Origin of the sequence: Sphingomonas sp. NFX23, from assembly GCF_049887795.1 — a bacterium.
GTDB lineage: Bacteria > Pseudomonadota > Alphaproteobacteria > Sphingomonadales > Sphingomonadaceae > Sphingomonas.
In genome coordinates this window covers 441,132-464,985 of the sequence record NZ_JAGEKH010000003.1, presented here as the reverse complement: position 1 = coordinate 464,985, position 23,854 = coordinate 441,132, and the positions used below count along the sequence as shown (strand labels likewise).

Annotated in this window: 23 protein-coding genes and 1 riboswitch; of the genes, 11 read left to right on the top strand and 12 right to left on the bottom strand. The window is 65.5% G+C overall.

The features are described from left to right. Positions 1-140 precede the first annotated feature (140 nt). The 5 genes from J4O76_RS09740 to J4O76_RS09720 all read left to right on the top strand — a co-directional run bounded on the left by J4O76_RS09740 (position 141) and on the right by J4O76_RS09720 (position 5,316). Entirely contained in the window at positions 141-476 is a 336-nt protein-coding gene (locus tag J4O76_RS09740) for a hypothetical protein (RefSeq protein ID WP_133020572.1), read from the top strand. A gap of 299 nt (positions 477-775) precedes the next feature. Next, positions 776-885: riboswitch (TPP riboswitch) on the top strand. A gap of 53 nt (positions 886-938) precedes the next feature. Beyond that, positions 939-3,248, top strand: a complete 2,310-nt coding sequence (locus J4O76_RS09735) for a TonB-dependent receptor (protein WP_426281547.1) — start codon at positions 939-941, stop codon at positions 3,246-3,248. Between the two features lies 1 nt (position 3,249). After that, on the top strand, positions 3,250-4,383 hold the full coding sequence (locus J4O76_RS09730) for a phosphotransferase enzyme family protein (protein ID WP_426281546.1): 1,134 nt from the start codon (positions 3,250-3,252) through the stop codon (positions 4,381-4,383). Beyond that, positions 4,380-4,937 carry a nicotinamide riboside transporter PnuC gene (pnuC, locus tag J4O76_RS09725; protein WP_426281545.1) on the top strand — a complete coding sequence of 186 codons (558 nt, stop codon included), beginning with the start codon at positions 4,380-4,382 and terminating at the stop codon, positions 4,935-4,937. Before J4O76_RS09730 ends, pnuC begins: the two co-directional genes overlap by 4 nt. A gap of 22 nt (positions 4,938-4,959) precedes the next feature. Next, positions 4,960-5,316, top strand: a complete 357-nt coding sequence (locus J4O76_RS09720; RefSeq protein WP_426281544.1) for a hypothetical protein — start codon at positions 4,960-4,962, stop codon at positions 5,314-5,316. Positions 5,317-5,364: 48 nt separating this feature from the next. On the opposite strand, the gene J4O76_RS09715 is transcribed toward J4O76_RS09720, so the two are convergent. From J4O76_RS09715 to J4O76_RS09680, 8 genes are read right to left on the bottom strand one after another with little or no spacing between them, the layout of a single operon-like run. Then, entirely contained in the window at positions 5,365-5,757 is a 393-nt protein-coding gene (locus J4O76_RS09715) for a hypothetical protein (protein ID WP_426281543.1), read from the bottom strand. A 52-nt stretch (positions 5,758-5,809) separates the two neighbouring features. Beyond that, positions 5,810-6,802 carry a type II secretion system F family protein gene (locus tag J4O76_RS09710; protein WP_056488706.1) on the bottom strand — a complete coding sequence of 331 codons (993 nt, stop codon included), beginning with the start codon at positions 6,800-6,802 and terminating at the stop codon, positions 5,810-5,812. A gap of 10 nt (positions 6,803-6,812) precedes the next feature. Next, entirely contained in the window at positions 6,813-7,778 is a 966-nt protein-coding gene (locus J4O76_RS09705) for a type II secretion system F family protein (protein WP_056489416.1), read from the bottom strand. A 46-nt stretch (positions 7,779-7,824) separates the two neighbouring features. Beyond that, positions 7,825-9,114: an AAA family ATPase gene (locus J4O76_RS09700; protein ID WP_426281542.1), complete on the bottom strand. Its 1,290-nt coding sequence runs from the start codon at positions 9,112-9,114 to the stop codon at positions 7,825-7,827. After that, complete coding sequence (locus tag J4O76_RS09695; protein WP_133020567.1) at positions 9,114-9,746, bottom strand: CpaD family pilus assembly protein; 633 nt, start codon at positions 9,744-9,746, stop codon at positions 9,114-9,116. Before J4O76_RS09695 ends, J4O76_RS09700 begins: the two co-directional genes overlap by 1 nt. Positions 9,747-9,793: 47 nt before the next feature. Continuing rightward, complete coding sequence (locus J4O76_RS09690) at positions 9,794-11,428, bottom strand: type II and III secretion system protein family protein (protein ID WP_426281541.1); 1,635 nt, start codon at positions 11,426-11,428, stop codon at positions 9,794-9,796. Between the two features lies 1 nt (position 11,429). Further along, positions 11,430-12,467 carry a Flp pilus assembly protein CpaB gene (gene cpaB, locus J4O76_RS09685; RefSeq protein WP_426281540.1) on the bottom strand — a complete coding sequence of 346 codons (1,038 nt, stop codon included), beginning with the start codon at positions 12,465-12,467 and terminating at the stop codon, positions 11,430-11,432. A 49-nt stretch (positions 12,468-12,516) separates the two neighbouring features. Then, a complete protein-coding gene (locus J4O76_RS09680) occupies positions 12,517-12,990 on the bottom strand; it encodes an A24 family peptidase (protein ID WP_426281538.1) in 474 nt (157 codons plus the stop codon). Positions 12,991-13,069: 79 nt separating this feature from the next. On the opposite strand from J4O76_RS09680, the gene J4O76_RS09675 reads away from it, so the two are divergent. After that, positions 13,070-14,023 carry an alpha/beta fold hydrolase gene (locus J4O76_RS09675; RefSeq protein ID WP_426281537.1) on the top strand — a complete coding sequence of 318 codons (954 nt, stop codon included), beginning with the start codon at positions 13,070-13,072 and terminating at the stop codon, positions 14,021-14,023. Continuing rightward, positions 14,020-15,105 (top strand): NAD(P)/FAD-dependent oxidoreductase, encoded by a 1,086-nt coding sequence (locus tag J4O76_RS09670; RefSeq protein ID WP_426281536.1) that lies wholly within the window; start codon positions 14,020-14,022, stop codon positions 15,103-15,105. The genes J4O76_RS09675 and J4O76_RS09670 overlap by 4 nt, the downstream gene beginning before the upstream one ends. A 2-nt stretch (positions 15,106-15,107) precedes the next feature. On the opposite strand, the gene rnhA is transcribed toward J4O76_RS09670, so the two are convergent. The 3 genes from rnhA to ispH are packed head-to-tail and all read right to left on the bottom strand — an operon-like array spanning position 15,108 to position 17,477. Then, positions 15,108-15,572, bottom strand: coding sequence for a ribonuclease HI (gene rnhA, locus J4O76_RS09665; RefSeq protein ID WP_056064977.1), 465 nt, complete (start codon positions 15,570-15,572; stop codon positions 15,108-15,110). Next, positions 15,569-16,519 (bottom strand): homoserine kinase, encoded by a 951-nt coding sequence (gene thrB / locus J4O76_RS09660; RefSeq protein ID WP_426281535.1) that lies wholly within the window; start codon positions 16,517-16,519, stop codon positions 15,569-15,571. Before thrB ends, rnhA begins: the two co-directional genes overlap by 4 nt. Position 16,520: 1 nt before the next feature. Next, positions 16,521-17,477 carry a 4-hydroxy-3-methylbut-2-enyl diphosphate reductase gene (gene ispH / locus J4O76_RS09655; protein WP_120301031.1) on the bottom strand — a complete coding sequence of 319 codons (957 nt, stop codon included), beginning with the start codon at positions 17,475-17,477 and terminating at the stop codon, positions 16,521-16,523. A 157-nt stretch (positions 17,478-17,634) separates the two neighbouring features. Between ispH and J4O76_RS09650 the strand changes: the two genes are divergently transcribed. Continuing rightward, a complete protein-coding gene (locus J4O76_RS09650; RefSeq protein WP_056489420.1) occupies positions 17,635-18,237 on the top strand; it encodes a hypothetical protein in 603 nt (200 codons plus the stop codon). Between the two features lie 79 nt (positions 18,238-18,316). Here the strand turns inward: J4O76_RS09650 and J4O76_RS09645 are convergent, their stop codons facing one another. Then, the gene (locus J4O76_RS09645) at positions 18,317-18,925 is read right to left on the bottom strand and encodes a Dps family protein (RefSeq protein ID WP_056488739.1); all 609 of its coding nucleotides are present in this window, start codon (positions 18,923-18,925) and stop codon (positions 18,317-18,319) included. A gap of 165 nt (positions 18,926-19,090) precedes the next feature. Here J4O76_RS09645 and J4O76_RS09640 point away from each other — a divergent pair, with 165 nt between their 5' ends. From J4O76_RS09640 to J4O76_RS09630, 3 genes are all read left to right on the top strand, one after another. Then, a complete protein-coding gene (locus tag J4O76_RS09640; RefSeq protein WP_056488750.1) occupies positions 19,091-20,005 on the top strand; it encodes an ROK family protein in 915 nt (304 codons plus the stop codon). A gap of 87 nt (positions 20,006-20,092) precedes the next feature. After that, the gene (locus J4O76_RS09635; RefSeq protein ID WP_426281849.1) at positions 20,093-22,003 is read left to right on the top strand and encodes a putative bifunctional diguanylate cyclase/phosphodiesterase; all 1,911 of its coding nucleotides are present in this window, start codon (positions 20,093-20,095) and stop codon (positions 22,001-22,003) included. Further along, on the top strand, positions 22,003-23,853 hold the full coding sequence (locus tag J4O76_RS09630) for an ATP-binding protein (protein ID WP_426281533.1): 1,851 nt from the start codon (positions 22,003-22,005) through the stop codon (positions 23,851-23,853). The genes J4O76_RS09635 and J4O76_RS09630 overlap by 1 nt, the downstream gene beginning before the upstream one ends. Position 23,854: the final 1 nt, after the last annotated feature.

Sequence of the window (23,854 nt, the reverse complement as noted above, 5' to 3'; positions counted from 1 at the left end):
TGAAGGGCAGAACGGACGTTCCGGCTGGAAGTCTCACGAGTTGCTTTAGATTATAGAGATTCCTGGTACGTTCTCGCTTCGGGTAGCGGGCGTGCGCGAACGAGTTGCCTGGACCGTGTTCGCGCGGATAAGCTGGCGGAATGGAAAACACCGCACCGCAGCTTGACCTGTTCACCCGCCTCGAAATCGCGATCGAGGAGCGCAACGAGGCCGCCGAAGCCTTCGACGTCTTCAAGCAGGATGCCGTGATGGCACACGCTCCGGCTGCTGGAGCAGAGCCGGCCGTGACGAGCGAGGACGCCGCCGATGCCGCCGCGGGCGAGGTCGACGACTTCAACGCGGAGGTGAACGCGCTGTTGCAGGGCGCGACGGACGCGGAGCTTGCGGGCGCGTACGACCAGTCGGGCGGCGAGGTCGGCAACCCGGTGGCCGAGGCGCTGCTGGGAGAGATCAAGCGTCGCGAGGGTCGCGCCTGATCGTACGACGTCGCCGTTAGTCGCCACATTTTGTGATGCGGTGAGTCTTTAAGCCGCGTTGCAACGTAACTGTCACACCGCCGCGGTGTTGGCGCTCCCTTGCCGACCCTGGTGGTGCTCGTCGATCGAGCAGTAGAGGCGGTCGGCCTACCTTGTTTTCACAGCATGTTTTCTGGGTAGGCCGGCCGCTGCGCGCCATTCTTGGGGAGGGGCTTGAGGTTCGCCGGTGCACCGCGTGCGGCACTCCAGCCAGATCAACGTGATAGCCCTTTCCACCACTCGCCCAACCGCCTAAGCGGCACGTATCCCCGGGGGGCCGCTGATGTGCGGCTGAGAGGTGGGCAACAGCCCATGACCCGCTGAACCTGATCCGGCTTATACCGGCGTAGGGAGGGTCTGCGGCTGGCCCGTCGTCCCTCCGATTGGAGTGGACGTGACGTTTTTTAATGCTGGTTTTTTGTTGTGACGCGCCCGTTTATAGCGCGTGGCCGCCCTGCTTTCCGGGTAGCGCTGACCCTCTCGGCGAGCCTTGCCGCATCCTCTGCAAGCGCGCAGGTCGCGTCCGAGCCTGTCGAACCCGCTGAATTCCGGGTGGTCGGCAAGCAGGACCCGGCAGGCTTGCTGCCCGACCAGAAGGTGCCACGCGCGCAGAGTGCGATCTCGGCCGACTTCATCGTCAAGCAGGCGCCGACGCTCAACGCGTTTCAGTTGGTGACGCTGCTGCCCGGCGCGAACGTCGCATCGAGCGACCCGTACGGCCTGTCGACGAGTTCCAGCCTGACGCTGCGCGGTCTCGGCCAGGACGAGATCGGCGTGCTGATGGAAGGCGCGCCGCAGAACGACATCGGCTATTATTACGCCTACCCGTCGCAGTTCGCCGACCCGGAGAACCTCAAACGCATCTCGCTCGCCCAAGGGTCGGTCGATATCGACTCGCCGACGCTCGGCGGGGCAGGGGGGATGTTGTCGCTCGCACTCGACGATCCGAAGGCGCGTCCCGGCGCACTCGTCGACCTGTCGCTCGGGAGCTACGCGGCGCGGCGTGGGTTCTTCCGCGTCGATAGCGGGATGATCGGCAATACCGGGCTGAAGGCGTTCCTGTCCTATTCGAACACCCGAGCGGATAATTGGCGAGGTGCCGGCTACGATACGCGCCAGCATATCGACGCCAAGCTGCTCAACGAATGGGGCGCCGGCAACCGCGCCAGCCTCGCGCTGTCGTACAACGACGCGAACTCGTCGAGCTACCCGAGCCCGACGCTCGCCGAATGGACCGCACAAGGTCGCGGCTTCAACTACGACAAGCGCTATACGGCGGGGAGCACCAACTACTGGCGCCTGTACCGCGCGCCGTTCCGCAACCTCTACGCCTCCGCACCGGTGCACCTCGTGCTGAACGATCGGCTGGCGCTCGACACCACCACATACCTCCAGTTCGGTTACGGCAACTCGCCCTACGGCACGCAACTGACCACCGAAGGCAATTTCCTCGGTACTGAGGAACTGGCGCAGCCGATCGCGCTGCCCGGTGCGGTCGACGGCGTTGCGACCGTGCTCGGCAACTACACCGGCGACCAGATGCGGACCGGCAACGTCAGCAAGCTGACCTTCAAGACCGGTGCGCACACGCTCACGGCGGGGTTATGGTTCGACTACGGCACCGACCGCGTCACGCAGTCCTACACCTCGATCGACGCAGACGGGCAGCCGACCGATCGCTGGGGCTATCGCGCCAAGGCGATCCGCACCGCCGATGGCCGCCTGCTCGCCTATGAGAACCAGCGCACCGTCACCGTGACGAAGGGCTTCTTCCTCGCCGACAGCATCGCGCTGACGCCGCGGCTGACGATCGATGCCGGGTTCAAGGGCGTGAACGTGCTGCGTAACGGCCGCAATTACCTCCCCGGGCCGCAGGACAAGGTGCGCAACGACAGCTTCGCCGCGCTGCCGCGCGCCGCGATCCACTACCGGATCGACGATCGCCAGCAGCTGTTCGCCAACATCACCACCAACTTCCGCACGCCCAACGAGTTCACGCTCTATAACAGCTATTATGGTGGCGAAGTGGTCGTGCAGGGGACGAACGCGCTCAAGAACGAATATTCGGTGTCGCAGGAGATCGGCTATCGGTTCATCGGCGAACAGCTATCCGCTTCGGTGACGGGCTTCCACTACAAGTTCCGCAACCGCCAGCTCGCGACCGTGCTCGACCAGGGCGGCGCGCAGGTGAATGCCACCCTCAACGCTGGCGGCCAGACCTCGTACGGCGTCGATGCGGAGATCGACTACCGCCCGGTCGCGGGTGTCAGCCTGTATCTTTCCGGCGAATATCTGCGCGCACGGATCGACGACGACCTCCCGGTCGGCGCGGACTTCCTGCCGACCAGGGGCAAGCACGCGGTGTCCAGCCCGACCGTGCAGTTCGGCGCTGGCGGGATCTACGACGACGGCCGGTTCTTCGGCAGCGTCGCGTCGAAATATATCGGCCGGCAATATGCGAGCTTCATGAACGACGAACGCATCAAGGGCTATGCGACGCTCGACTTGTCGGTCGGCATGCACCTTGCCGACTGGCTCGACGGCAAGCGCACCGACCTGCGCGTCAACGCGATCAACGTCACCGATCCACACGTCCTGGCCGGCGTGCAGTCGGTCAGCACCAATGCGCAGGACACGATCGGCCGTAACGGCACGGTGATCGCCGGCTCGCCGCCCGCGTATTACATCGGCAGCGGCGCGGCGGTCATGGCGACGATCTCGCGGGCGTTCTGAGGTGGCGTCGCAGCTGAAGCATCTGGTCCACGGCATGGGTACGACGCTGGAGGCGCCGACCTGGCCCGCCATCGCTGCGGACGAGGCTGAGGCGGTGCTGGCGCATTTTCCGGCGGCAGGGCGGATGACCGGGCTGCACTGGCATTCCCCGCGACCGTTCTCCGCCGCGACTCTGGTGTACACGACGAACGGTGCGTTCCTGTTGAAGCGCCACCATCACCTTGTCCGCACGGTCGAAGGGCTGGCCGAGGAACACGCATTCATCGCGTACCTCGCTCGCGCGGGCGCGTCGGTGCCAGAAGTTATCACGACCGCAGATGGGGCAAGCGCGGTCGCGATCGGTCCATGGTCGTACGAGTTGCACCGTCAGGCGCCGGGCGAGGATTTGTACCGCGACCGGTTGTCATGGACGCCGTTCCTGTCGCTCGACCATGCCCATGCCGCCGGCGTGGCATTGGCGGAACTGCACGTCGCGGCGCGCGGGTTCGATGCGCCTGCGCGACGCCTACAACCCCTAGTCTCGAGTTTCACGATACTTCCTGCCGCCGATCCGCTGGCTGCGGCGAGCGCATATGTTGCCGTCCGCCCGGCGCTGACCGCATTCCTTTCCGCCCGGCCGTGGCAAGCGCAACTCGCGCGATTGTTCGAGCAGGCCGATAGCGACCTGTCGTCGCTTCTCGCGAAACAGACGCCGTTGTGGACGCACAACGACTGGCATCCTTCCAACCTTCTCTGGACTCGAGCGGGCGCGGTGCGGACCGTGTTCGACTTCGGGTTGGCGGATCGCACCAATGCCGTTCACGACATCGCGACGGCGATCGAGCGAACGGCGGTGCGCTGGCTGGATCTGGGGCAGGGGGCTGACGATGCGATCGCCGATCCCGAGACGGCGCTGGCGCTGATGGCGGGCTATGCCGAAGTCCTACCGCTGAGCCATGAGGAGATCGCCGCGATCGTGTCCTTGGTGCCGTTGGTCCATGTCGAATTCGCGCTGTCGGAGGCCGATTACTTCACCGCCGTCGTGGCGGACACCGCGTCCGCCGCCATGGCTTGGGATGATTATCTGATCGATCATGCGGCGTGGTTCTTCTCGCGTCCGGGCCAGGACTTCCTGCGGCGGATCGCGCAGTCATGACGCCGCTCGAGATCGTTGCGGTCGTCGTCAGTTTTGCCGGGATATGGCTGACCGCGAAGCGCAACATGCTGTGCTGGCCAATCAATTTCATCGCCTGTGCGCTCTACTTCAAGCTGTTCCTCGACGTGCGGTTGTACGCGGACATGGTGCTCCAGGCGCTGTTCGCGATCGCCATCGTCTATGGCTGGCAGGCTTGGGCGCGCGGCACGAACGATAGCGGCGATGTCGTCGTCGAGCCGTTGCGGTCATCGCGTGCGGTTGCGGGTCTCGGCGCGGGAGCGGTCGGGGCGTTCGTGATCGGCTGGTTCATGAGCCGTTACACCGACGCGGCATTGCCCTGGGCCGACGCAACGCTCAGCAGTTTCAGTCTGGTCGCGCAATATTGGGTCGCGCGACGTCATGCGGCGAACTGGCTGCTGTGGATCGCCGTGGACGTCCTGTATGTCGGGATGTTCGCGTATAAGGGGCTCATGCTCACGGCTGGCCTGTACGCGGCGATGGTCGTGCTGGCCGTGATCGGATATCGGCGCTGGCAGGCGCGCTCCACCGGCTAGCGCGCGAAACGGAGATTGGGCGTTGGCGGACAAAAAGGACTGGGACGGCGACGCGGTCCGCAAATGGCTGGACGCACGGGGGATTGCCGCACGCTCCGAGCAAGTTGTTGCCGAGCGTGGCGGCCGTGAATTGCAGGATGATTGCGACAAGGCGTCGGCCGAGGAAATGGTCTGTTCGCTGATGAGCCGCAAAGGCGTGGCGGATAGCCAGGCCGCGTTCGGCGCCGCACTTGCCGCGATACTGGACCGCGACGAATATATCTGGCGCGGTGTCTACAACGATACGCGCTTCGACCGGCACGTGCGGTCCTACGCTAGAAAGCTGGTCAAGATGGCGAAGACGAACACCGGGTTCGAGAACGTCGCACATTACCAATAGGCTTCGATAAGGCGGCCCGCTCGGTGGTGAGTGGGCCGCCTTAAGATATTAGCGATGGTCGAAGTCGAACCAGCCGCGCTTCGTGCCATCATTATTATAGGCCGGGCGGGCCGACGACGCGGCTACGGGACGCGTGTCAGGCGACACGAAGATCGAGCGATCCTCTACCGGCGCACGGGTCGTCGTCACCGGTACGACTGGCGCTACCGGCGTGGCCTTTACGAGGCGCGCATTCTCATGCTCGGCCTCAACCGCACGCTTTTCGGCGGCGGCGGCGCGGATGTCGGCATCCTTCTTGGCGACCGCGTGCGCGTCACGCTCGGCGTGATAGCGCGCCTTCCACTTCTTGCCACCGGGATGGCTCGCCAATCCGAACAGCCAGCCGGCGACGAAGATTAGCGCGAGCGCGGCGAATTGCGTAGGCGTGGAAAACAACGGCATCGAAAAACCCTCCTGTTACGGGGGCTCAACGATCCGTTGGCGTTGCGGTTGCTTACCCCTTGAGCAGCGCGTCGGAGATCGAGCAGGCGGCTGGGCCGAGAATGACGACGAACAGCACCGGCAGGATGAACAGGATCAGCGGCACGGTCATGATCGCGGGCAGACGTGCCGCTTTCTCCTCGGCACGCATCATGCGTTCGTTGCGAAATTCGCCCGACAATACGCGCAGTGCGGAGGCAAGCGGTGTGCCGTATTTCTCGGTCTGGATCATCGTCGTGACGACGCCCTTCACCGCGTCCAGCTTCACGCGCAACGCGAAGTTCTCGAACGCGCTGCGGCGGTCGGTCAGGAAGCCCAGCTCGATCGCGGTGAGGGTGAATTCCTCGCCCAGTTCGGGATAGGCGCGGCCGAGTTCGCGCGCGACGCGGTGGAACGCGGCATCAACGGTCAGGCCGGCCTCGGCGCAAATCACGAGCAGGTCGAGCGCGTCGGGAAGGCCCTTGCGGATCGCATCCGAGCGCTTCTTGATCTTGTTGTCGAGATACAGGTCCGGCGCCTTGTAGCTCAGGATGAAGCTCATCGCGACGAGCCCGTATTTCTTGAGCGGGCCCCAGGTCGCGAAGCCATCGGTGCCGTAGACCCAATAGAGCATCGCCCCGCCGATCACGATCGGCAGCACCAAGCGTCCGAAGATCACTGCGGGCGCCCATTCCTTCGAGCGGATGCCGGCCTGCATCAGCTTGACCTGGACCGCCTTGACCTGGCTGTCCTGCAGCACTTTCATCGACGAAAGAATGCCGCGCATCCGGTCCGCGGTGTCGTTGCGGGTGACCAGTTTCGCGCGGCGCTTGGTCGAGGCGGTGATGCCGGCCTTCAACTGCTCGCGACGATCGTTCAGCGCCTTGACGCGCTTGGCCATCGGATCGTGAACCGTCGTCACCGCATAGATCGCGATCATCACGGCGAACGCGGCGACACCCGACAGGATCGTCGCGACCCAGAGTACGTCGACCCCGAGCAGGGTAGGTCCGGCGGTCTCGCCCATCGTCAGTCCCTCAGATCTCGAAGTTGATCATCTTGGCCATGATGAAGGCGCCGATCGCCATCCACATCATGCCGCCCATGCCGATCGCCATCAGCCGTTCGTCGACGAAGAACCGTTGCATGTAGGTGCCGTTGATGAACCAGATCAGCGCGAACACGATGAACGGCAGCGCGCCGATGATGTATGCGGACGCCTTCGATTCCGACGACATCGCCTTGATCTTCAGCTTCATCTGGCCGCGCATGCGCAGCACGTTGGCAAGGTTGGCCAGCGTCTCCGCAAGGTTGCCGCCGGTCTCGCGCTGGATCGCGATGGTGATGACGAAGAACTGGAATTCGGGTGTGCCGAGCCGGTCCGCGGTCTCCTGGAGCGCGGCGTCCATCGTCCGGCCGATCTTCATCTTGTCGCTGACCGAGCGGAATTCCTCGCCGACCGGGCCGTCGAGTTCATGCCCGACGACGCCGATCGTCTCGCTGATCGGCAGGCCGGAGCGCAGCCCGCGGACCAGCAGTTCGATCGCGTCGGGAAACTTCGCGGTGAACTTGCCGACGCGGCGGTTGATCGTCTTGCCGACGACCAGATGCGGCAGGCCGATGCCGACGAACAGGCCGAACAGCAACGCGAGCAGGATCGGCATGCCCTTGAACAGCATGAGCGCCGCGACGACCAACGCGATCCCGGCGGTCGCCATGCCGTATTGGCCGACCGTCCAGTCCTTGCCCGTCATCGCGAGCCGCTTTGCGAGCTGCACCGGGTTGGGCAGGATACGACCGAACGCCAGATCCATCTTGGTATCGCGCGCATGCGAGATGCGCCGCATGTGCGCGTCCGCCACGGTGATCTCGTCGCCGTGCCGTTCGCGCAACGCCACGAGCCGGCGCGATTTTGCGCGGCCCGGCGAGGGCCCGGCGAATGCGAACACGATCATCCCCAGCACGATGCTCGCGCCGACCATCACGAGCAGGAGCGGCGCCATGCCGGTCATTGCGCGACGCTCGTCATGTGCGCATGACCATGCGCTGTCATTTCGCTTTTGCCGGCTTCAGCGTGCGCTTCGTCATCAGCCCGCGGAGTTCGCCGAACTTGCCCATCAGCGACCGGCCCCGGGACGCCTTGGCACCGTCGATGCCGCAGTCCGCGACCGCCGCGGCGAGCGCGCTGGCGAGCGCGACGATCGGCGCGATCGTCTTGCTGGTCTTGCCGACCTCGACGATCGGCTTGCCCAGCTTGGCCGACTGCGCCGCGAGCTTCTGGTCGAACGGAACGAGGTAATCGATCTTGCGCTCGATCGAGCCCTCGAAATCCTTGCGGCTGATCTCGAGCTGGCCGCCGGTGTGCACGCGGTTGGCGACTACGAACAGCTCGATCTGCGGCGCATTCGTCTTCAGCCACGACAGGATCCGGATCGTATCGCGCGCAGCCGCCAGCGTCAGGTCGGTGACGATCACCGCGAGCTTCACGTCGCTGATCAGGTGCGGGTGCTGGATCATCATCGCGCGCGGCAGATCGACGACGGTGCATTCGAACGCCGCGCGCATCTCCTCCTGCAGCTGGTAGAAGGCGGAGCCGTCGGTGACCACAGGCGTGCTGATCGGTGCCTCGGCGCTCAGCACCGACAGGTTTTCCGTCGCCTTGACCATCGCGCGTTCGATGAACAATCCGTCGATGCGGCTCGGATTCTCGATCGCGTCGGTCAGGCCGCGGCCGGGCTCGAGATCGAGGCTGAGCGCACCCGTGCCGAAATGCACGTCGAGGTCGAGCAGCGCGGTCGATCGCTTCTCCTTGTCGGCGAGCAGCCACGCGATCGAAGTCGCGATCGTCGATGCGCCGACGCCGCCGCGCGTGCCGATCACGCCGACCGAGCAATGCGGACGCTCCGGCGACAGGTCGACGGGCTTCGGTGCATTGAGCATCATCTGCGCATGGACGAACGCCTCGCGCAGCATGTCGGGATGGAGCGGCTTCAGCAGGTAATCCTGGATACCGCTCGCGACGAGGTCACGGTACAGGCGGACGTCGTTCACCTGGCCAGCGGCGATCACCACCGTGCCGGGCTCGCAGACTTCGGCGAGCGCGTGGATGTCGTTCAGCGGATCGCCCGACTCGGCGAGATCGACGAACAGGATCTGCGGTGATGCGGCAACCGACAGCGACTGGATCGCGTTGCGCAGTCCGCCCTTGTAGATCTTGTCGACCGACCAGCCGAGTTCGGTCGCGATCGGGCGCAATGCCGCCGCGGTCGTCTCGTCGCAGACATAGGCGGCAAAGGGATCGCGACTGGCGGCGCCAGCGGGCTTCCACGGAGCGTTCATCACTTGCCTCCCGGCGTGGCTGCAGCGAGCGAACCGGCACCGGTCGGCGCTTTCTTGCGGTACGTGTCGATCGCCTTGTACGAGGCGGCGGTATCGGTGGTCTCCGCGCCTTCCTTGCCGCGCACGAGGTCGGCAGGATTGGCGATCATCGCCGCGAGGTTGCTGTTGATCGCGCAGCCGAAGTTGGACGACGTGTTGGATTCGAACTCGTTGGTCGCGTTGCGCGACCAGTCCGGACAGTGCGGCACCTGCGCGCGCATCCGGCTGACCACCACCCGAATCGATCCTGGCGTGACCGAGGCCGGGGTGACCGGCGCGTCGTCGCTCAGCAACAGGCCATAGCTCGCGACCACCGCGGCGACGTCGCCGTGCGCGGCGGGGCCTTCGCCCGCGGGATCGTCGATGGCTACGCGGTCGCCATAGCCGAGCCGCATCGCGTTCATCCAGCCGGCAAGCCGTTGCTGTTCGCCCGGCGCCAGTGCGCCGCCCGACACGCCGAGATCGAGCGCGTAGTCGGAGCGGCTCACGACCGGTTGGTGGACCGATTCAAGCCCGCGATTCTCGGTACCCATGCACCCGCCGAGCAACAGCGCGGGGACGAGGGACGCTAACAGGATCGACTTGGTGATCATCGGAAATCCTTGATGCGGTGTTCGCGAGCGGCGGGGCAGGGGCCGGCTCAATTCGAGAAACCTGGCGCGGGCACGGCGCCCTTCTTGGTCTTGGCGCCATTCCCGTTGGCAGGGCGCGCGGCGATATCGTCCTCGCTGCGGCGGACATCGCTACGCGGCATCGGCATGACCGGGGCGGCGGCACCGATCGCCGGTGGAACATAGGAAGGCCGCGCGATCGTGGGCACCGGCCGCTTGCCGCCGCCGGTGGCGCTGAGCGTACCCAACAGTACGCGGTCGATATCAGTCGGTGCGCGCGCACCGTCGGTCGGCAGCGCGATGTCGCTGGCGTTGTTGACCGGCTTCACCAGATACGGCGTGATGACGATCACGAGTTCGGTCTCGTTGCGCTGGAAGGCGTTCGAGCGGAACAGCGCGCCGATGATCGGCAGGTTCGCCAGCCCCGGCGTCTTGTCGTAGCTGTTGTTGTTGTTGTTCGACAGCAGGCCGCTGATCATCATGCTCTGGCCCGAGCCGAGTTCCACGGTCGTCTCGGTACGACGAGTCGTGAGGCCGGGCACGCGCGTGCCGCTGAGCGTGATCGCGTTGGCGTAATCGAGCTGCGACACTTCGGGGCGTACCCGAAGCGAGATCCGACCATCCGACAAGACCGTGGGGGTGTAGGCGAGGCTGATGCCGTATTGCTTGTACTCAACCGAGATCGTGCCGAGCGCCTGCGCCAGCGGGATCGGTATCTCGCCGCCTGCCAGGAACGTGCCCGTTTCACCCGACAGAGCGGTCAGGTTCGGGTTGGCGAGCATCGTTACCTGACCCAGCGTTTCACCGAGATCGATCGCGCCGAGCAGGTCCATGCCGAGTAGGCGCCCCGCCAGGCCGACGGTTGAGCCGATCGCGGCCTTGGCAGGAAAGCCGAAAAGTGTGTTGCCGGGGAAGGCGCCATTGGCGTCGATGGGCGCATTGGGAGCATTGATAACGCCGGGCACGGTCGTGATGGTGCCCTGGCGACCCTGGGCGATGTTGAATAGGAAGTTACCCGAACTCCGGCTCGTCAGGTTCACACCAATATTCTTGACGAAGTTCCGCGTGACTTCGGCGACGCGTACCTGGAGATTTACCTGCAGAGGCGTCGCCGTCTTCAGTCGCGACAGGACCTTTGTCGAATCACCGACGAACGCCTGCACCAGCCGTTCGGCTTCGGCGGCATCCTCGGGTGCGGCGACCGTACCCGTGAGCAGGATCAACCCGTTCATCGGCGTCGCGACGACCTGTGCCTCGGGCATCGCGAGCCCAAGCATCTGCTGCACCGAATCGAGGTTGTTGCCGACGCGAATGGTCGAGGCGTAGACGACGCCGCCGCCCTTCGCAGTTGCCGAGATCGTCGTCTCGCCGGTCTTCTTGCCGAACACGTAGAGCTGCGTCGGCGAGCGGACCTGAACGTCGGCGATGGTGTCGTCGGCGACGAACAGGTCGCTCATCGGCCGCGCCAGCGTGACGAGACGTCCGCGACCGGTGTTGACCTGGACGACGGGCAGTCCCGAGGGGGTGGCCTGCGTACGAGCCTGAGCCCGCTGGGCATGCTGGGCGAGCGCGGGGACGGATGGTGCGGCGGTGGCCGCGGCAAGGGCGACCGCGAGCGGCCAACCCATCTGCCGTCCGACTGGGCGCGTCATGGCGATACGCATCTTAATTCTTCCCCCCGACCGGAACCATGGTCACCGCGTTGCCGCGGGCGACCCGTACGGCCGGGCCCTGCACCACGACCGGTGCCCCGCCACCGGACTGCGGCGCACTCATCATCTGCATAGGACGACCGTCTTCGCCGCTGGATGCCTTGCCGGGCACCGTGCTGCGCTGGTACCGCGAGACGTCGGCGCCGGTCTGATAGCTACCCGCGCCGGAGCTCGGCTGGCCGGCGACACGCACCAACATCGCCTTCTCCGCCTTCGGATCGGTACCGTCGGGTACCTTCACCGCGCCGGACGCGATCGCTTCCTCGAGTTCGGCCGAATTGTCGGCGATCGACCGAAGCGACAGCGACAGCGAGCCGAGCGTCTGCGCGAGCGCGACCTGTTCGGCCATCTTCGGCGTCGCCTCGATCGTCACGTTGGAGAACGTCTTGACCTCCGTCTTGCCGTCCGCACCGACCAGATTGTCGGTCCGCTGATCGGTCGCGAGCACGCGGATGTTGCGCATGATCGTTTCGGACACCTTCAATGGATCACCATCGCCACCGCCCCTGACCGCCTGGGTCAGCACGAGGTCGATTCGGTCGCCGGGAAACACGAACCCGGCGACCGCGGCCTGTGCCGAGACGGGGACGGTGACCGCGCGCATGCCGGGCCCGAGTGCCGCGGCGAGGAACCCTCGATCGCCGGGCTTCACCAGCGCGCCCTGCGTCACCGGCTGTCCGGCGGTGATGATGCTGCGCACCACCGTGCCCTGCAGCGATTTCAGGTCGGTCTTGTCGCGGAGGTAATAGGCGTTGTCGACCAGCTCCTTCGGCCAGGGCTGGAACTTCAGCGCCGTGGCGTCGAGTATCGTGCCGACCGGGAGCGAGCGGGTTGCGACCAGGACTTCGGGGCCGTCGATGACCGGCGCGGCGATTGCGGTCGCGCCAGCTTGCGGCGCCGAACTGCCGGCGATCAGCGTTCGGGCGAAGAAGGCCGTGACGGCTGCGACTATAAGCGCGCCGACCAGCAAAATGATCTTGCGTGTATCCATGACTAGATCGTGCCTTTCAGGCGCCGCGAATGTATTTCGACGTTAATCATCACTGAAACTGGTTAAGGAGTGGTTCGCGCAGCGCAAGAAGTCCGGCGATTGCTATTGCCACACCGTAGGGAACCTCGATCTGTCCGGCGTTCTTCTTGGCGCGATGCTCGATCATCATGACGAGCGTGACGAGGCCGCCGACGATCGACATCACCATCAGCATCGACAGGAACGCCGGGAACGGCAGCCACAGCGAGAGCGCGACGATCAGCTTAACGTCGCCGCCACCCATCATGCCGAAGTGGAAGGCTACCAGGAACAGCGCGAAGACGACGAGCGCGACGCCGATCTGCAGCGCCATGTCGGGCCATGGGTCGAGTCCGTTCGCATACCACCACAGCGGCGCCAGCAGAGCGACCGCCGCGGTCTTCCAGTTCGCGATCTCCCGCGTCCGCGCATCCTGGATACCCGCCGAGACCAGCAGGCCGCCGAGCACCAGAATCAAAATTGGAAGAGCAATGTTCCATCCCATCGGCTAGTCCCTAACGGACATGGCTTTCGAAAAAGTAACCGTGCTTGGAGGAATTTCGAATGATGCCACGGGTTTGCGCATGACGATCGATCCGGCAGCCGTGCGTCGGACGATTCCGGACAAGGCGCGCATCGGCTATTGGACCGCGCCCGACGGCTGGAAGCTGCGCCGATTCGACTGGCCGGCACAGTCACCGCGCGGGCGGATGCTGTTCCAGACGGGGCGCGGCGATATCTTCGAGAAGTATCTCGAGACGTTCGCGCATCTGCACGCATCGGGTTGGTCGGTGACGGCGTTCGACTGGCGCGGGCAGGGCGGGTCGGGGCGTTTGTCGAGCGATCCGCATGTCGGGCATGCGAACGACTACCGGGTGTTCGATGCCGACCTTGCGGCGTTCTGGTCGGATTGGAGCGCGGAGGACGCGGGCCACGGCCTGCCACGCGTTATACTCGGCCATTCGATGGGCGGGATGATGGTGATGCGCGCGCTTGCCGATCGGTCGACCCAGCCCGATGCGGCGATCCTGGTCGCGCCGATGATCGGGTTGAAGGGGCCGTTCGGCGCGGCCTTCAGCGCACGGATCGCGCGGTGGATCGCCGGCCGCGGCGACCCTGCGCGCGCGGCATGGCGCAGTAACGAGCGGCCGGGATCGGTCGCCTCGCGCCGGTCGCTGCTGACGCACGACGCCGATCGCTACAGCGACGAGGGATGGTGGCAGGCGGCGCATCCCGAACTCGTGCTGGGGCCACCGAGCTGGGCGTGGCTCGCACAGGGGTTCGCGGGCGCTGCGGCGCTGGCGAGCGATCCGCGGGTCGAGTCGATCGATACGCCCGTGCTGATGCTGATTGCGGAGGCCGACAAGCTGGTCGATCCGCGTGCGGCGCTCCGCCTTGCCGGGCGGTTGCGCAATGCGCAGGTCGTTCGCTTCGGGTCGGAGTCCGCGCATGAGATCCTGCGTGAGGCTGATGGCGTGCGAGATCGGGCGTTGTCGGCGATCGATTCGTTTCTGGATGCGTGCGCGGTCCGACGGTGACGAAAACCTACGATATCGCGATCGTCGGCTCGGGCATGGCGGGCGCTAGCCTGGCCGCGGCTATCGGGTTGCAGGCGCGTGTGCTCGTCCTGGAGGCGGAGGACGCGCCCGGTTATCACGCGACGGGGCGCTCGGCCGCCTTCTGGTCGGAAACGTACGGCGGGCCGGATATTCAGCCGCTGACGACGGCGTCCGGTCCGCTGTTGCGGGCAGGGGGCCATCTGGCGCCGCTCGGTTCGCTGCACGTCGGCCGCGCCGAGGACGAAGCGGCGATGGACGCGTTCCTTGCCGACTTCGCGGATAGCGACGTGCGGCTGGACCGAGTCGATCCTTCCGCTTTCGTGCCCGGCCTTCGCCCGGAATGGATGCTGGGCGTGCAGGAAGCGACCTGTGCCTATATCGACGTCGCCGCGCTCCACGCCGAAAGCATCGCCACCGCGCGCCGGGCGGGTGCGGTCTTCGTCACCGATGCCGCGTTTGCCGGAGCGACGCGCGCCGACGGGATCTGGACGATCGAGACGAAGGCAGGTGCGTTCCAGGCAAGGACGATCGTCAACGCGGCCGGGGCCTGGGCGGATACGATCGCAGCGCGGGCCGGCGTCCGCCCGCTAGGCTTGCAGGCCTATCGCCGGACGATGGTGCAACTGCGTACCGACCCCGGCGCACCCGAAGGGCTGCCGCATATCGCCGACATTGCCGGTCGCTTCTATTTCAAGCCCGAGCTCGGCGGTCGGTTGTGGCTCAGCCCGCACGACGAGACGCCGACGGCCCCGTGCGACGCCGCGCCTGAGGAGATCGACGTCGCGATCGCGATCGATCGGTTCGAGCAGGTCGTCGACTGGCGAGTCGCGGCGGTCGAGCGACGCTGGGCGGGCCTGCGCACGTTCGCGCCCGATCGCCTGCCGATCTATGGTTTCGACCGCGACGTGCCCGGCTTTTTCTGGTGCGCGGGGCAGGGCGGCTTCGGCATCCAGACCGCCCCTGCGGCGGCGCTGCTCGCCGCCAGCCTGCTGCTCGGCGTCAGTCCCGATCCCGCAGTCGCGGCGATCGACGCCGCACGCTATTCGCCCGCTCGGTTCTAGGTTTACTTGCGCCCGGCCGCCACCGCGGCATCGCTCGCCAGCTTGTCCGCGCGCTCGTTCTCCGGGTGGCCGGCATGGCCCTTGACCCACTGCCATTCGATCTTGTGCCGCGCCACCGCCGCCAGCAGCGCGTGCCACAGTTCCGCGTTCTTGACGGGCTTCTTGTCGGCGGTCTTCCAGCCGTTGCGCTGCCAGCCCTTCACCCACTTGGTGAGGCCATCCATCACGTATTTGCTGTCGGTATACAGCGTTACCGCGCACGGCCGGGTCAGCGCATTGAGCGCCTCGATCGCTGCGGTCATCTCCATCCGGTTGTTGGTCGTCGGCGTCTCGCCGCCCGACAATTCCTTCTCGTGCGCGCCCATGCGGATCACCGCGCCCCAGCCGCCGGGGCCCGGATTGCCCTTGCACGCGCCATCGGTGAAGATCTCGACCTTGGTGATGGAAACGGGAGCTTCGTCAGTCATGCAAACAGGTCGTCCTTGAGATACGTCTCGAGCCGCCGCCAATAGGCGAGTGGATCCTTGCGCGTCACCAGCGCATCGGCCGGCGTGTTGAGCCAGTCCCACGCGCGCGTCAGCAGGAACCGCAGGCATGCCCCCCGCGCCAGGATCGGCAGCGCGGCGCGCTCGGCGTCGGACAACGGAAAGCGGCTGGCATAGCCGTCGATCAGCGCCTTGCCGATCGCCGGGTCGTAATTCTCGCCATTGCCGTCGAACGCCCACGACGTGTGCATCACCGCCAGATCATAGGCGCGGACGTCGGTGCAGGCGAAATAGAAGTCGATCACCCCGGTCACGCGGTCGCCGAGCATCAGCACGTTGTCGGGAAACAGGTCCGAATGGATCGCCGCCATCGGCAGGTCGCGCGGCCATTCCGCCAGGACCGCCGTCAACGCTGCCTCGGTCCGGTCGAACAGCTCCGGTTCGATCGTGTCGATGTCGCGGCCGCAGCGCTCCAGGAACGGCCGCCACGTGTCCGCGCCGAGCGGGTTGGGGCGGACCTGGTCGAACCCGGCGAGGCTGTTGTGCATCTGCCCCATCGCCGCAGCCGCCGCAAACGCCTGCGCCGCGGTTGGATGCGATACCGAAACCCCGGTCAGGAACTCGATCAGGCATGCCGATCGTCCGGCGAGCTGCTGGATTGCCACGCCGTCACGATCGGGCAATGCGCGCGGTACGGGATTGCCGTCGGCCGCGAGATGATCGAGCATGTCGAGGAAGAACGGCAGGTCGTCGGTCGACGTCCGTTCCTCGTACAGCGTCAGGATGAAGCGGTCTGCGGTCGTCTCGACGAGGTAGTTGCTGTTCTGCACGCCCTCCGCAATGCCCTTGGCGGATAGGAGTTCGCCCCGATCGTAGCGCGCGAGGAACGCGCCCAGCGCCTCCGCCGACACCTGCGTATAGACCGCCATGCTAGGCGGCCGCCTCCAGTCCGCGTGGCAGCTTGAACGCGATCGTCTCGCGGTTCGTCTCGACCTCGCGCTCCGACACCGTGAAGCGCTCCGACAGCCGGTCGACCAGTTCGCGGACCAGCAATTCGGGCGCCGATGCGCCAGCCGTGATCCCCAGCGTGCCGACGCCGGCCAGGAAGTCCCAGTCGAGCTCGCTCGCGCGCTGGATCAGCATCGCTGGCGTCCCCTCGCGCTCGGCAACCTCGACCAGCCGCACCGAGTTGGACGAGTTCGGCGCACCGATCACCAGCACAGCATCGACGCTGTGCGCGATCGCCTTGACCGCGGTCTGGCGGTTCGACGTCGCGTAGCAGATGTCCTCGCCCCGTGGCGGCAGCATCTGCGGGAAGCGGCGCTGCAACGTCGCCACCACGGCGGCGGTATCGTCCACCGACAGAGTCGTCTGCGTCAGGAAGGCGAGGTTGGTGTGATCGATCGGCATGAACACCTCGGCGTCCTCGACCGTCTCGATCAGCGACATCGCGCCCGCCGGAACCTGTCCGAACGTGCCGATCACCTCGGGATGCCCGGCATGGCCGATGAACACGATATGCCGCCCCTGCGCGACCAGCCGCTCGGCCTGGCGGTGCACCTTCGACACCAATGGACAGGTCGCGTCGAGATATTCGAGCCCGCGATTCTGCGCGTCGAGCGGCACCGACTTCGGTACGCCATGCGCCGAGAACACGACGGGTGCGCCATCAGGCACCTCGTTCAGTTCCTCGACGAAGATCGCGCCCTGCGCCTTCAGCGTGTCGACGACGAACTTGTTGTGAACGATCTCGTGGCGGACATAGACCGGCGCCCCGTGTTTCTCGATCGCCAGTTCGACGATCCGGATCGCGCGGTCGACGCCTGCGCAAAAGCCTCGGGGTGCTGCGATCAACAGTTCGAGCGGCGGCTTGTCGATTGGGCTCATGATGCCACGCCTCTACGCGATTGCTTGCCTGGACGATAGCCGGTTCCTATGGTGCGCCGCGACAGGGGCCGCTTGCGACATGCGGTGGCCCTTTCGCTCGTTCGAGAAGGTAAGCGTCGCCGTGAAAGCCCCCATCCTAGCCGTTTCTGCGTGTGCGATCTTGTTGAGCGGGTGCGCCGGCAAGGGCGAAGTCGATGCGACTGGCGGCATTTCCGCAGTCCGCTCGGTCTGCCCGCCCGTGGCGATCCCGGCAGCGACCGGCGACATCACGCTGTTCGATCCGGTCACCAGCCGCGACCAGTCGGCGATCGACGTCGCCGGCTTCATGACCAACGTCCGATCGACCTGCGCGGATGCGACGGATCAGGTCGTGACCAACGTGACGTTCGACATCCGCGCTCGCCGTACGCGTACCGAGGCGGCGCGCGACGTGACGTTGCCGTATTTCATCACGGTCGTGCGCGGCGGCAGCGCGGTCGTCGCGAAGCGCATCGGCCGTGTGACGTTGCACTTCGCCGCCGGACAAGCGCTGGCATCGGCGTCGGCCACGACGACGGCAACGGTATCGCGCGCTGCGGCCACCTTGCCGGAAGACGTTCGGGAAAAGCTGACCCGCAAGCGCAAGGCAGGCGATCAGGACGCTGCGGTCGATCCGCTGAGCACGCCGGAAGTTCGCCAGGCCGTGCTGCGTGCGAGCTTCGAGGCGCTGGTCGGGTTCCAACTCACCGACGATCAGTTGAAGTATAACGCCACGCGCTAAATACGCCGCGCGGCTGTCGCCTACGGCATGCCAGAACGAAAGTACGGCCCCCTCTTCGCATGAAGAGGGGGCCGTAATCTTACTTGTCGCTGCGGACCAGTTCGGTCGCGGCGAGGTGTTCCGCCAGGAACCATACCTGCGGTTCGTGCGTGCGGATGATGTTGCTCACCAGTAGATCGTTGGTGCCGTCGTCGCCCGATTCGTCGGCAGCTTCGGCGCCTTCATGAGCCTGACGCAGGATGATCTCATGCGCTTCGAGCAGGCGCGCGAGCTGCGTCGGGACGTCTTCGCGACCCTTTGGCGGGCGGGGGATGGTCGTCATCTCCGCGACATCGTGCGACATCGCGATCGAGATACCGCCAAGCGCCATGATGCGTTCGGCGATGAGATCGACGAGTGCTGCCTGCTCTTCATAATGCTTGTCGAGCAGCAGATGCAGTTGGTAAAAAGTCGCGCCCGACATCTGCCAGTGATGCTTCTTGTACATGTCGCGGATCGTCATCGTGTCCGCGAGCACCTGGTTCAGCGTTGCAACGCTCTGGGCGCGGGCATTGTCTTCAAGTGCGATCGGGAGCTTCTTCAGCGTCCCATAAGGCTGGATCTCGCGATATTCGACCTTGTACTGTGGCTGTGCCTCGACCGAAACATCGGTGTCCGCCTTGATCAGCTTCGCGGGTTTCTTCGCCATTCGGAATTCCTGTCTGTTCGGGTGAACTCGACCGACATAACGCACGAGCGAACGTATCGATAGCAGATCAAATCCTCGTTCAGTGTGATCGCGACGACGCACCTGCTCTTGACTGGATGGCGTCGGCGAAGGAAGCGGGCGCGGTAAACGTGTTGGGAGTTGAGGATGACGGAAGCACCGCTGGTCGCAGGTATCGAACTTGGCGGCACCAAATGCATCTGCATTCTTGCGCGCGGCCCCGACCAGATCGAAGAAACCGTGCGGATTCCGACCACGCGCCCCGAAGAGACGCTGGCCGCGATCGAGGCAGTGCTGGACCGGTGGAGCGGGTTCGTGGCGATCGGTATCGCGAGCTTCGGGCCGGTCTCGATCGATCGCCATTCGGGGGATTACGGCCATATCACCTCGACGCCGAAGCCGGGCTGGGCCGGGACCGACATCGCGGGACGGCTGAGCCGACGTTACGGCGTGCCCACGGGCTTCCATAGCGACGTGGTCGGCGCGGCGCTGGCCGAAGCATTTTGGGGGGCGGCGAAGGGCCTGCCGGACATCGCCTATGTCACGGTCGGCACGGGCGTCGGCGCCGGCATGATCGCGGGCAACCGTCCGGTCGATGGCCTCACGCACTCCGAACTCGGCCATATCCGCCCCGCTCGATTCCAGGGTGACGACTGGATAGGCAATTGCCCGTTCCACGGCGCTTGCATCGAGGGACTGGTCGCGGGACCCGCCATCGCGGCACGGATCGGCTTTCCGGCGGACGAAGCGCCCGCCGAGCATCCGGTCTGGGATAACGTCGCCGATGCGCTCGGCCAGCTTTGCCATACGCTCGTGCTGACCGGTATCCCGCGGCGGATCGTGATGGGCGGCGGCGTGATGGGGGCATCGCATCTGTTCCCGCGGGTTCGAGCGGCGATGACGCGGAGCCTCGGCGGGTACATCACGCTGCCCGAGGTCGCGCTGGTCGATACGTTCATCGTGCCGCCTGCGTTAGGCAACAACGCCGGGCCGCTTGGCGCAATCGTGCTGGGCGCTCAAGCACTTGGACATAAGTTACAAACATCGTTCACAGCGTCTTAACTGCTTTAGGTTACTATCCTTCGTGACGATGAAGGCACTTGGCGTACCGCAAGGCACGGATGCGTTGGCCGGTGAAGGACGGTAATGATGCGCATTCTGATCGTGGACGACGAGCCAGCGATGCATGACAGCTACCGGCGCAGCTTCGCCGGTCAGCGATCGGAGAGCGGCGAAGCGCTCGGCGCGATGGCGGCGGACCTGTTTGGAGGGAACGCCGGCGATCTGCGCCGCGGGGATATCGCCGGCTTCGCGCTGACGCATGCGCATCAAGGGCTGGACGCGGTCGCGGACGTCGCGCGGGCGTTGGCGGAAGGCGGACCGTTCGCGGTCGCGTTCATCGATATCCGCATGCCGCCCGGTATCGACGGGCGCGAGACGGCGCAGCGGATCCGGGCGCTCGACCCGGAGATCAACCTCGTCATCGTCACCGGATTTTCCGATTTTTCGCCGATCGAAATCAGCAAGGTTGCCGGGCCCGCCGACAAGATCTTCTACATCGCCAAGCCGTTCGAGGTCGCCGAGGTGACACAGACCGCGACGGCGCTTGCGAAGCGGTGGGAAATCGATCGCGAGTTGAAGGCGGCCCGCGTCACGCTGGCCGCGCAGGTTGTTCAACTCGAAGAGCAAAGCGCCGAATTAGCCGCGAACGAGAGTCGCGCGGTGCATATGGCGACGCATGACTCGCTGACCGATGCGCCGAACCGGCTCGCGTTCCTGCGCGCGTTGGCCGAACGAACGCGCGCGGCGGGACTGTTCGCGACGGTGATGGTCGATCTGGATCGGTTCAAGCTGGTCAACGACACGCTTGGCCATCTGGCGGGCGACGCGCTGATCCGCGAAATCTGTGCGATCCTGCAGCGATCGGCGCCGGAGGGAGCATTGGTGGCCCGGCTCGGCGGGGATGAGTTCGGCATCCTGTTCGAGACGTCCGGCGAGGCGGCGGGCGTCATGGCGTGCGAGCGAGTCGTCGCGGCGTGCTCGGTCAGCCTGCAGGTGTTCGGCAATTCGGTGCAGGGCGGCGCGTCGGCGGGCGTGGTCGTCAGCGAGGGCGGGCAGGGCCGCGATCCAGTCGACGTCATGCGACGGTCCGACTTGGCGCTCAACGACGCCAAGCGCGGCGGTCGCGGCATCGTTCGCCTGTTCGACGAGAGCATGGACGAAGGCATTCGCTTTCGCCGACGGGTCGAGGGTGGGCTGAGCCAGGCGATTGCTAAGGGCGAGCTGAGCCTGGTCTATCAACCGATCGTGTCGCGCGACGCGGTCGAGGTCATCGGTTTCGAGGCGCTCATCCGCTGGAACACCGACGAATATGGCGCGATGAGCCCGAGCACGTTCATTCCGATCGCCGAGGAATCGAACCTGATTCACGAACTGGGCGACTGGGTGCTGGGCGAGGCGTTACACGTCCTGAAGCAATGGCCCGGTCAGTATGTCTCGGTCAATTTCTCGCCGCGCCAGTTTCGCCGTCACAATTTCGTCGGGCATATCATGGAAAGCGTCGAGCGCGCCGGGATCGAGCCTGCGCGGTTGCAGATCGAGATCACCGAGACCGCGATCTTCGACGATGCCGAACGGGCGGCGGAAACGCTCTACAAGCTGCGCCAGATGGGGTTCCGGATCGCACTCGACGATTTTGGGACGGGATATTCGAGCCTGTACAACATCCGCAAGTTCGCGCTCGATTGCCTGAAGATCGACCGCTCGTTCATCGATGGCATGGGCCGGGAGCGCGAAAGCGCGGCGATCGTGCATTCGATCATCCATCTCGGTCGCGCGCTGGGGCTGGGCGTGATTGCCGAGGGGGTCGAGACCGACGCGCAGGTCCAGGCGCTCAAGCTGGCTGGAGCGAGCCATTTCCAGGGATATTTCTACTCGCGACCGGTTGCGGCGGATGTCGCACTCGAAATGGCAAACGCGCGCTATCTCGGCGGCGAAGACGATGTGGCGGGTGACGGACCGACGGCACCGCGGCAATTGGGCAACGGAATGCTGAACTAGTGCCGACTGTCGGGATGGGTCGCGTTCCGGCGACGCTGGGGCGGCAATTCGGCAAGATGCGGCGGCCTGCGTCGCTTGGTGCGAAACTCGTGCTGATCATGACGGGCGTGGCGCTGTGCGGGACGGTCGCGATCACGGTGTTGCTGGCGTTGATCATCACGCCGAGCTTTACCAAGCTCGAAGACGCGGCGATCGCCGGGCAGGTCGAACGAACGCGCGCGATGCTGTCCAAATACGCTGCCGGGGTCCAGGCGGAAGCACGAGACCGCCGCGATGCAACGAAGCTATCCGAGGCAAGGCTTGCGCCTGGTAGTCGCGCTATGCCTGCGACGCGATCACTTCCTGCCGATGGCGTTGCCGAGATCACAGCAAACGGGCGTCTTGCTCGCGCGAGTTGGAACGGACCGCCGGGTTCGACCTCGTCGCAACAATGGATTGATTTGCTCGATCGTACGGACTTCGCGCATGTGCTTGGTCGGCGTCGTTCGGCGCGGTTCTATGCGCGGCTGGGGAATAGTGTCGCAGCGGTAGGTGTCGCGCGAATGGGGGGGGCGAGCGGCGCGGATACCGGGCAAGGTTATATCGCGGTCGCACGCGTGATAACCGCCAAGCAAATATCCGAAGCTTTGGGTGTCGACGCGACGTTAGACGTCGGTTCCAGCAGTTCGGGGGTGGCGACCTATCGAGGGTCGAGAGCGGCAATTGCCGTGCCACTGATCGGCGCCGATGGACGCGCCGTGGCCACGGTTCGGTTTGCCGTGCCAAGTGATGCAACGCGGCTCGGCAGGCGCGTGCTGGTGTTTGCGATCGTGGGATCGATCGTGCTTCTGCTGTTCGTGCTCATCGTGCTGCGTCGCCTCATAGCGCAACTCGTGCTGCGTCCGTTGCTGCGCATCGAGAACCATATGCGCCGAGTTCGCGCGTCGGGATCCCTAACCCTGCTCGAGGAGGATGAACGGCGCGACGAGATCGGTTCGCTCGGGCGCAACTTCAACGCAATGTTGCAGCAATTGAAGGATCTGCGTGAACAGATCGGCGTGCAGTCGTTCGATCTCGGACGGAGCGAAAGTGCGGTGGCGGTGATGCACAACGTCCGCAACGCGCTGAACCCGATCAGCACGATCCTCAGCCGCGAGATCGCGCAGGTGCCGCCGATCGACCGCGCCATGCTCGACCGGGCGATCGAGGAACTTGCTCGTGGCGACGTTTCGGACGAACGCCGCGAGAAGCTGGCCGCGTTCGTCACCGCGGCGATCGACGCGGAAGCCGCCAATCGCGAATCCACGCGTCACGAACTCAGCATCGGCCGGGAGGCGATGGGGCATGTGCTGGAGATCATCGGCCAACAGCAGCAAGGCGCGCACGAACGTCCGGCGCTGGAGATATGCGACGTCACCACGATCATCGCGCGCAATGCGACGATCGTCCGCTATCTGGACGGCGCTTCGATCGCGTTCGGATTTCCCGCGGGACCTAATCTGGTCATGGCGAACCGGCTGATTCTTAGCCAGGTAATCGGCAACCTGTTTGCCAATGCGGCCGAATCGATCGTTGCGCGCGGGACCGGTAGCGGATCGATTGTTACCGCCATCGAACCGGGCGATGGCAACGTGACGATCGAGATTCGCGACGATGGCGAGGGGATCACGCCCGAGGTCGCGGCGACGCTGTTCCACCGCGGCTTCTCCACGCGTGCGCATAAGTCTGGCGGTCTGGGGCTGCACTGGTGCGCCAATTCGGTGAACGCGATGCAGGGTTCGCTGCGTCTGGAGAGCGAGGGGCCGGGGCAGGGCGCGGTTGCGATCCTGACGCTGCTGGCGCCCGATGCAGGGGTCGTCGAACTGGTTTGAC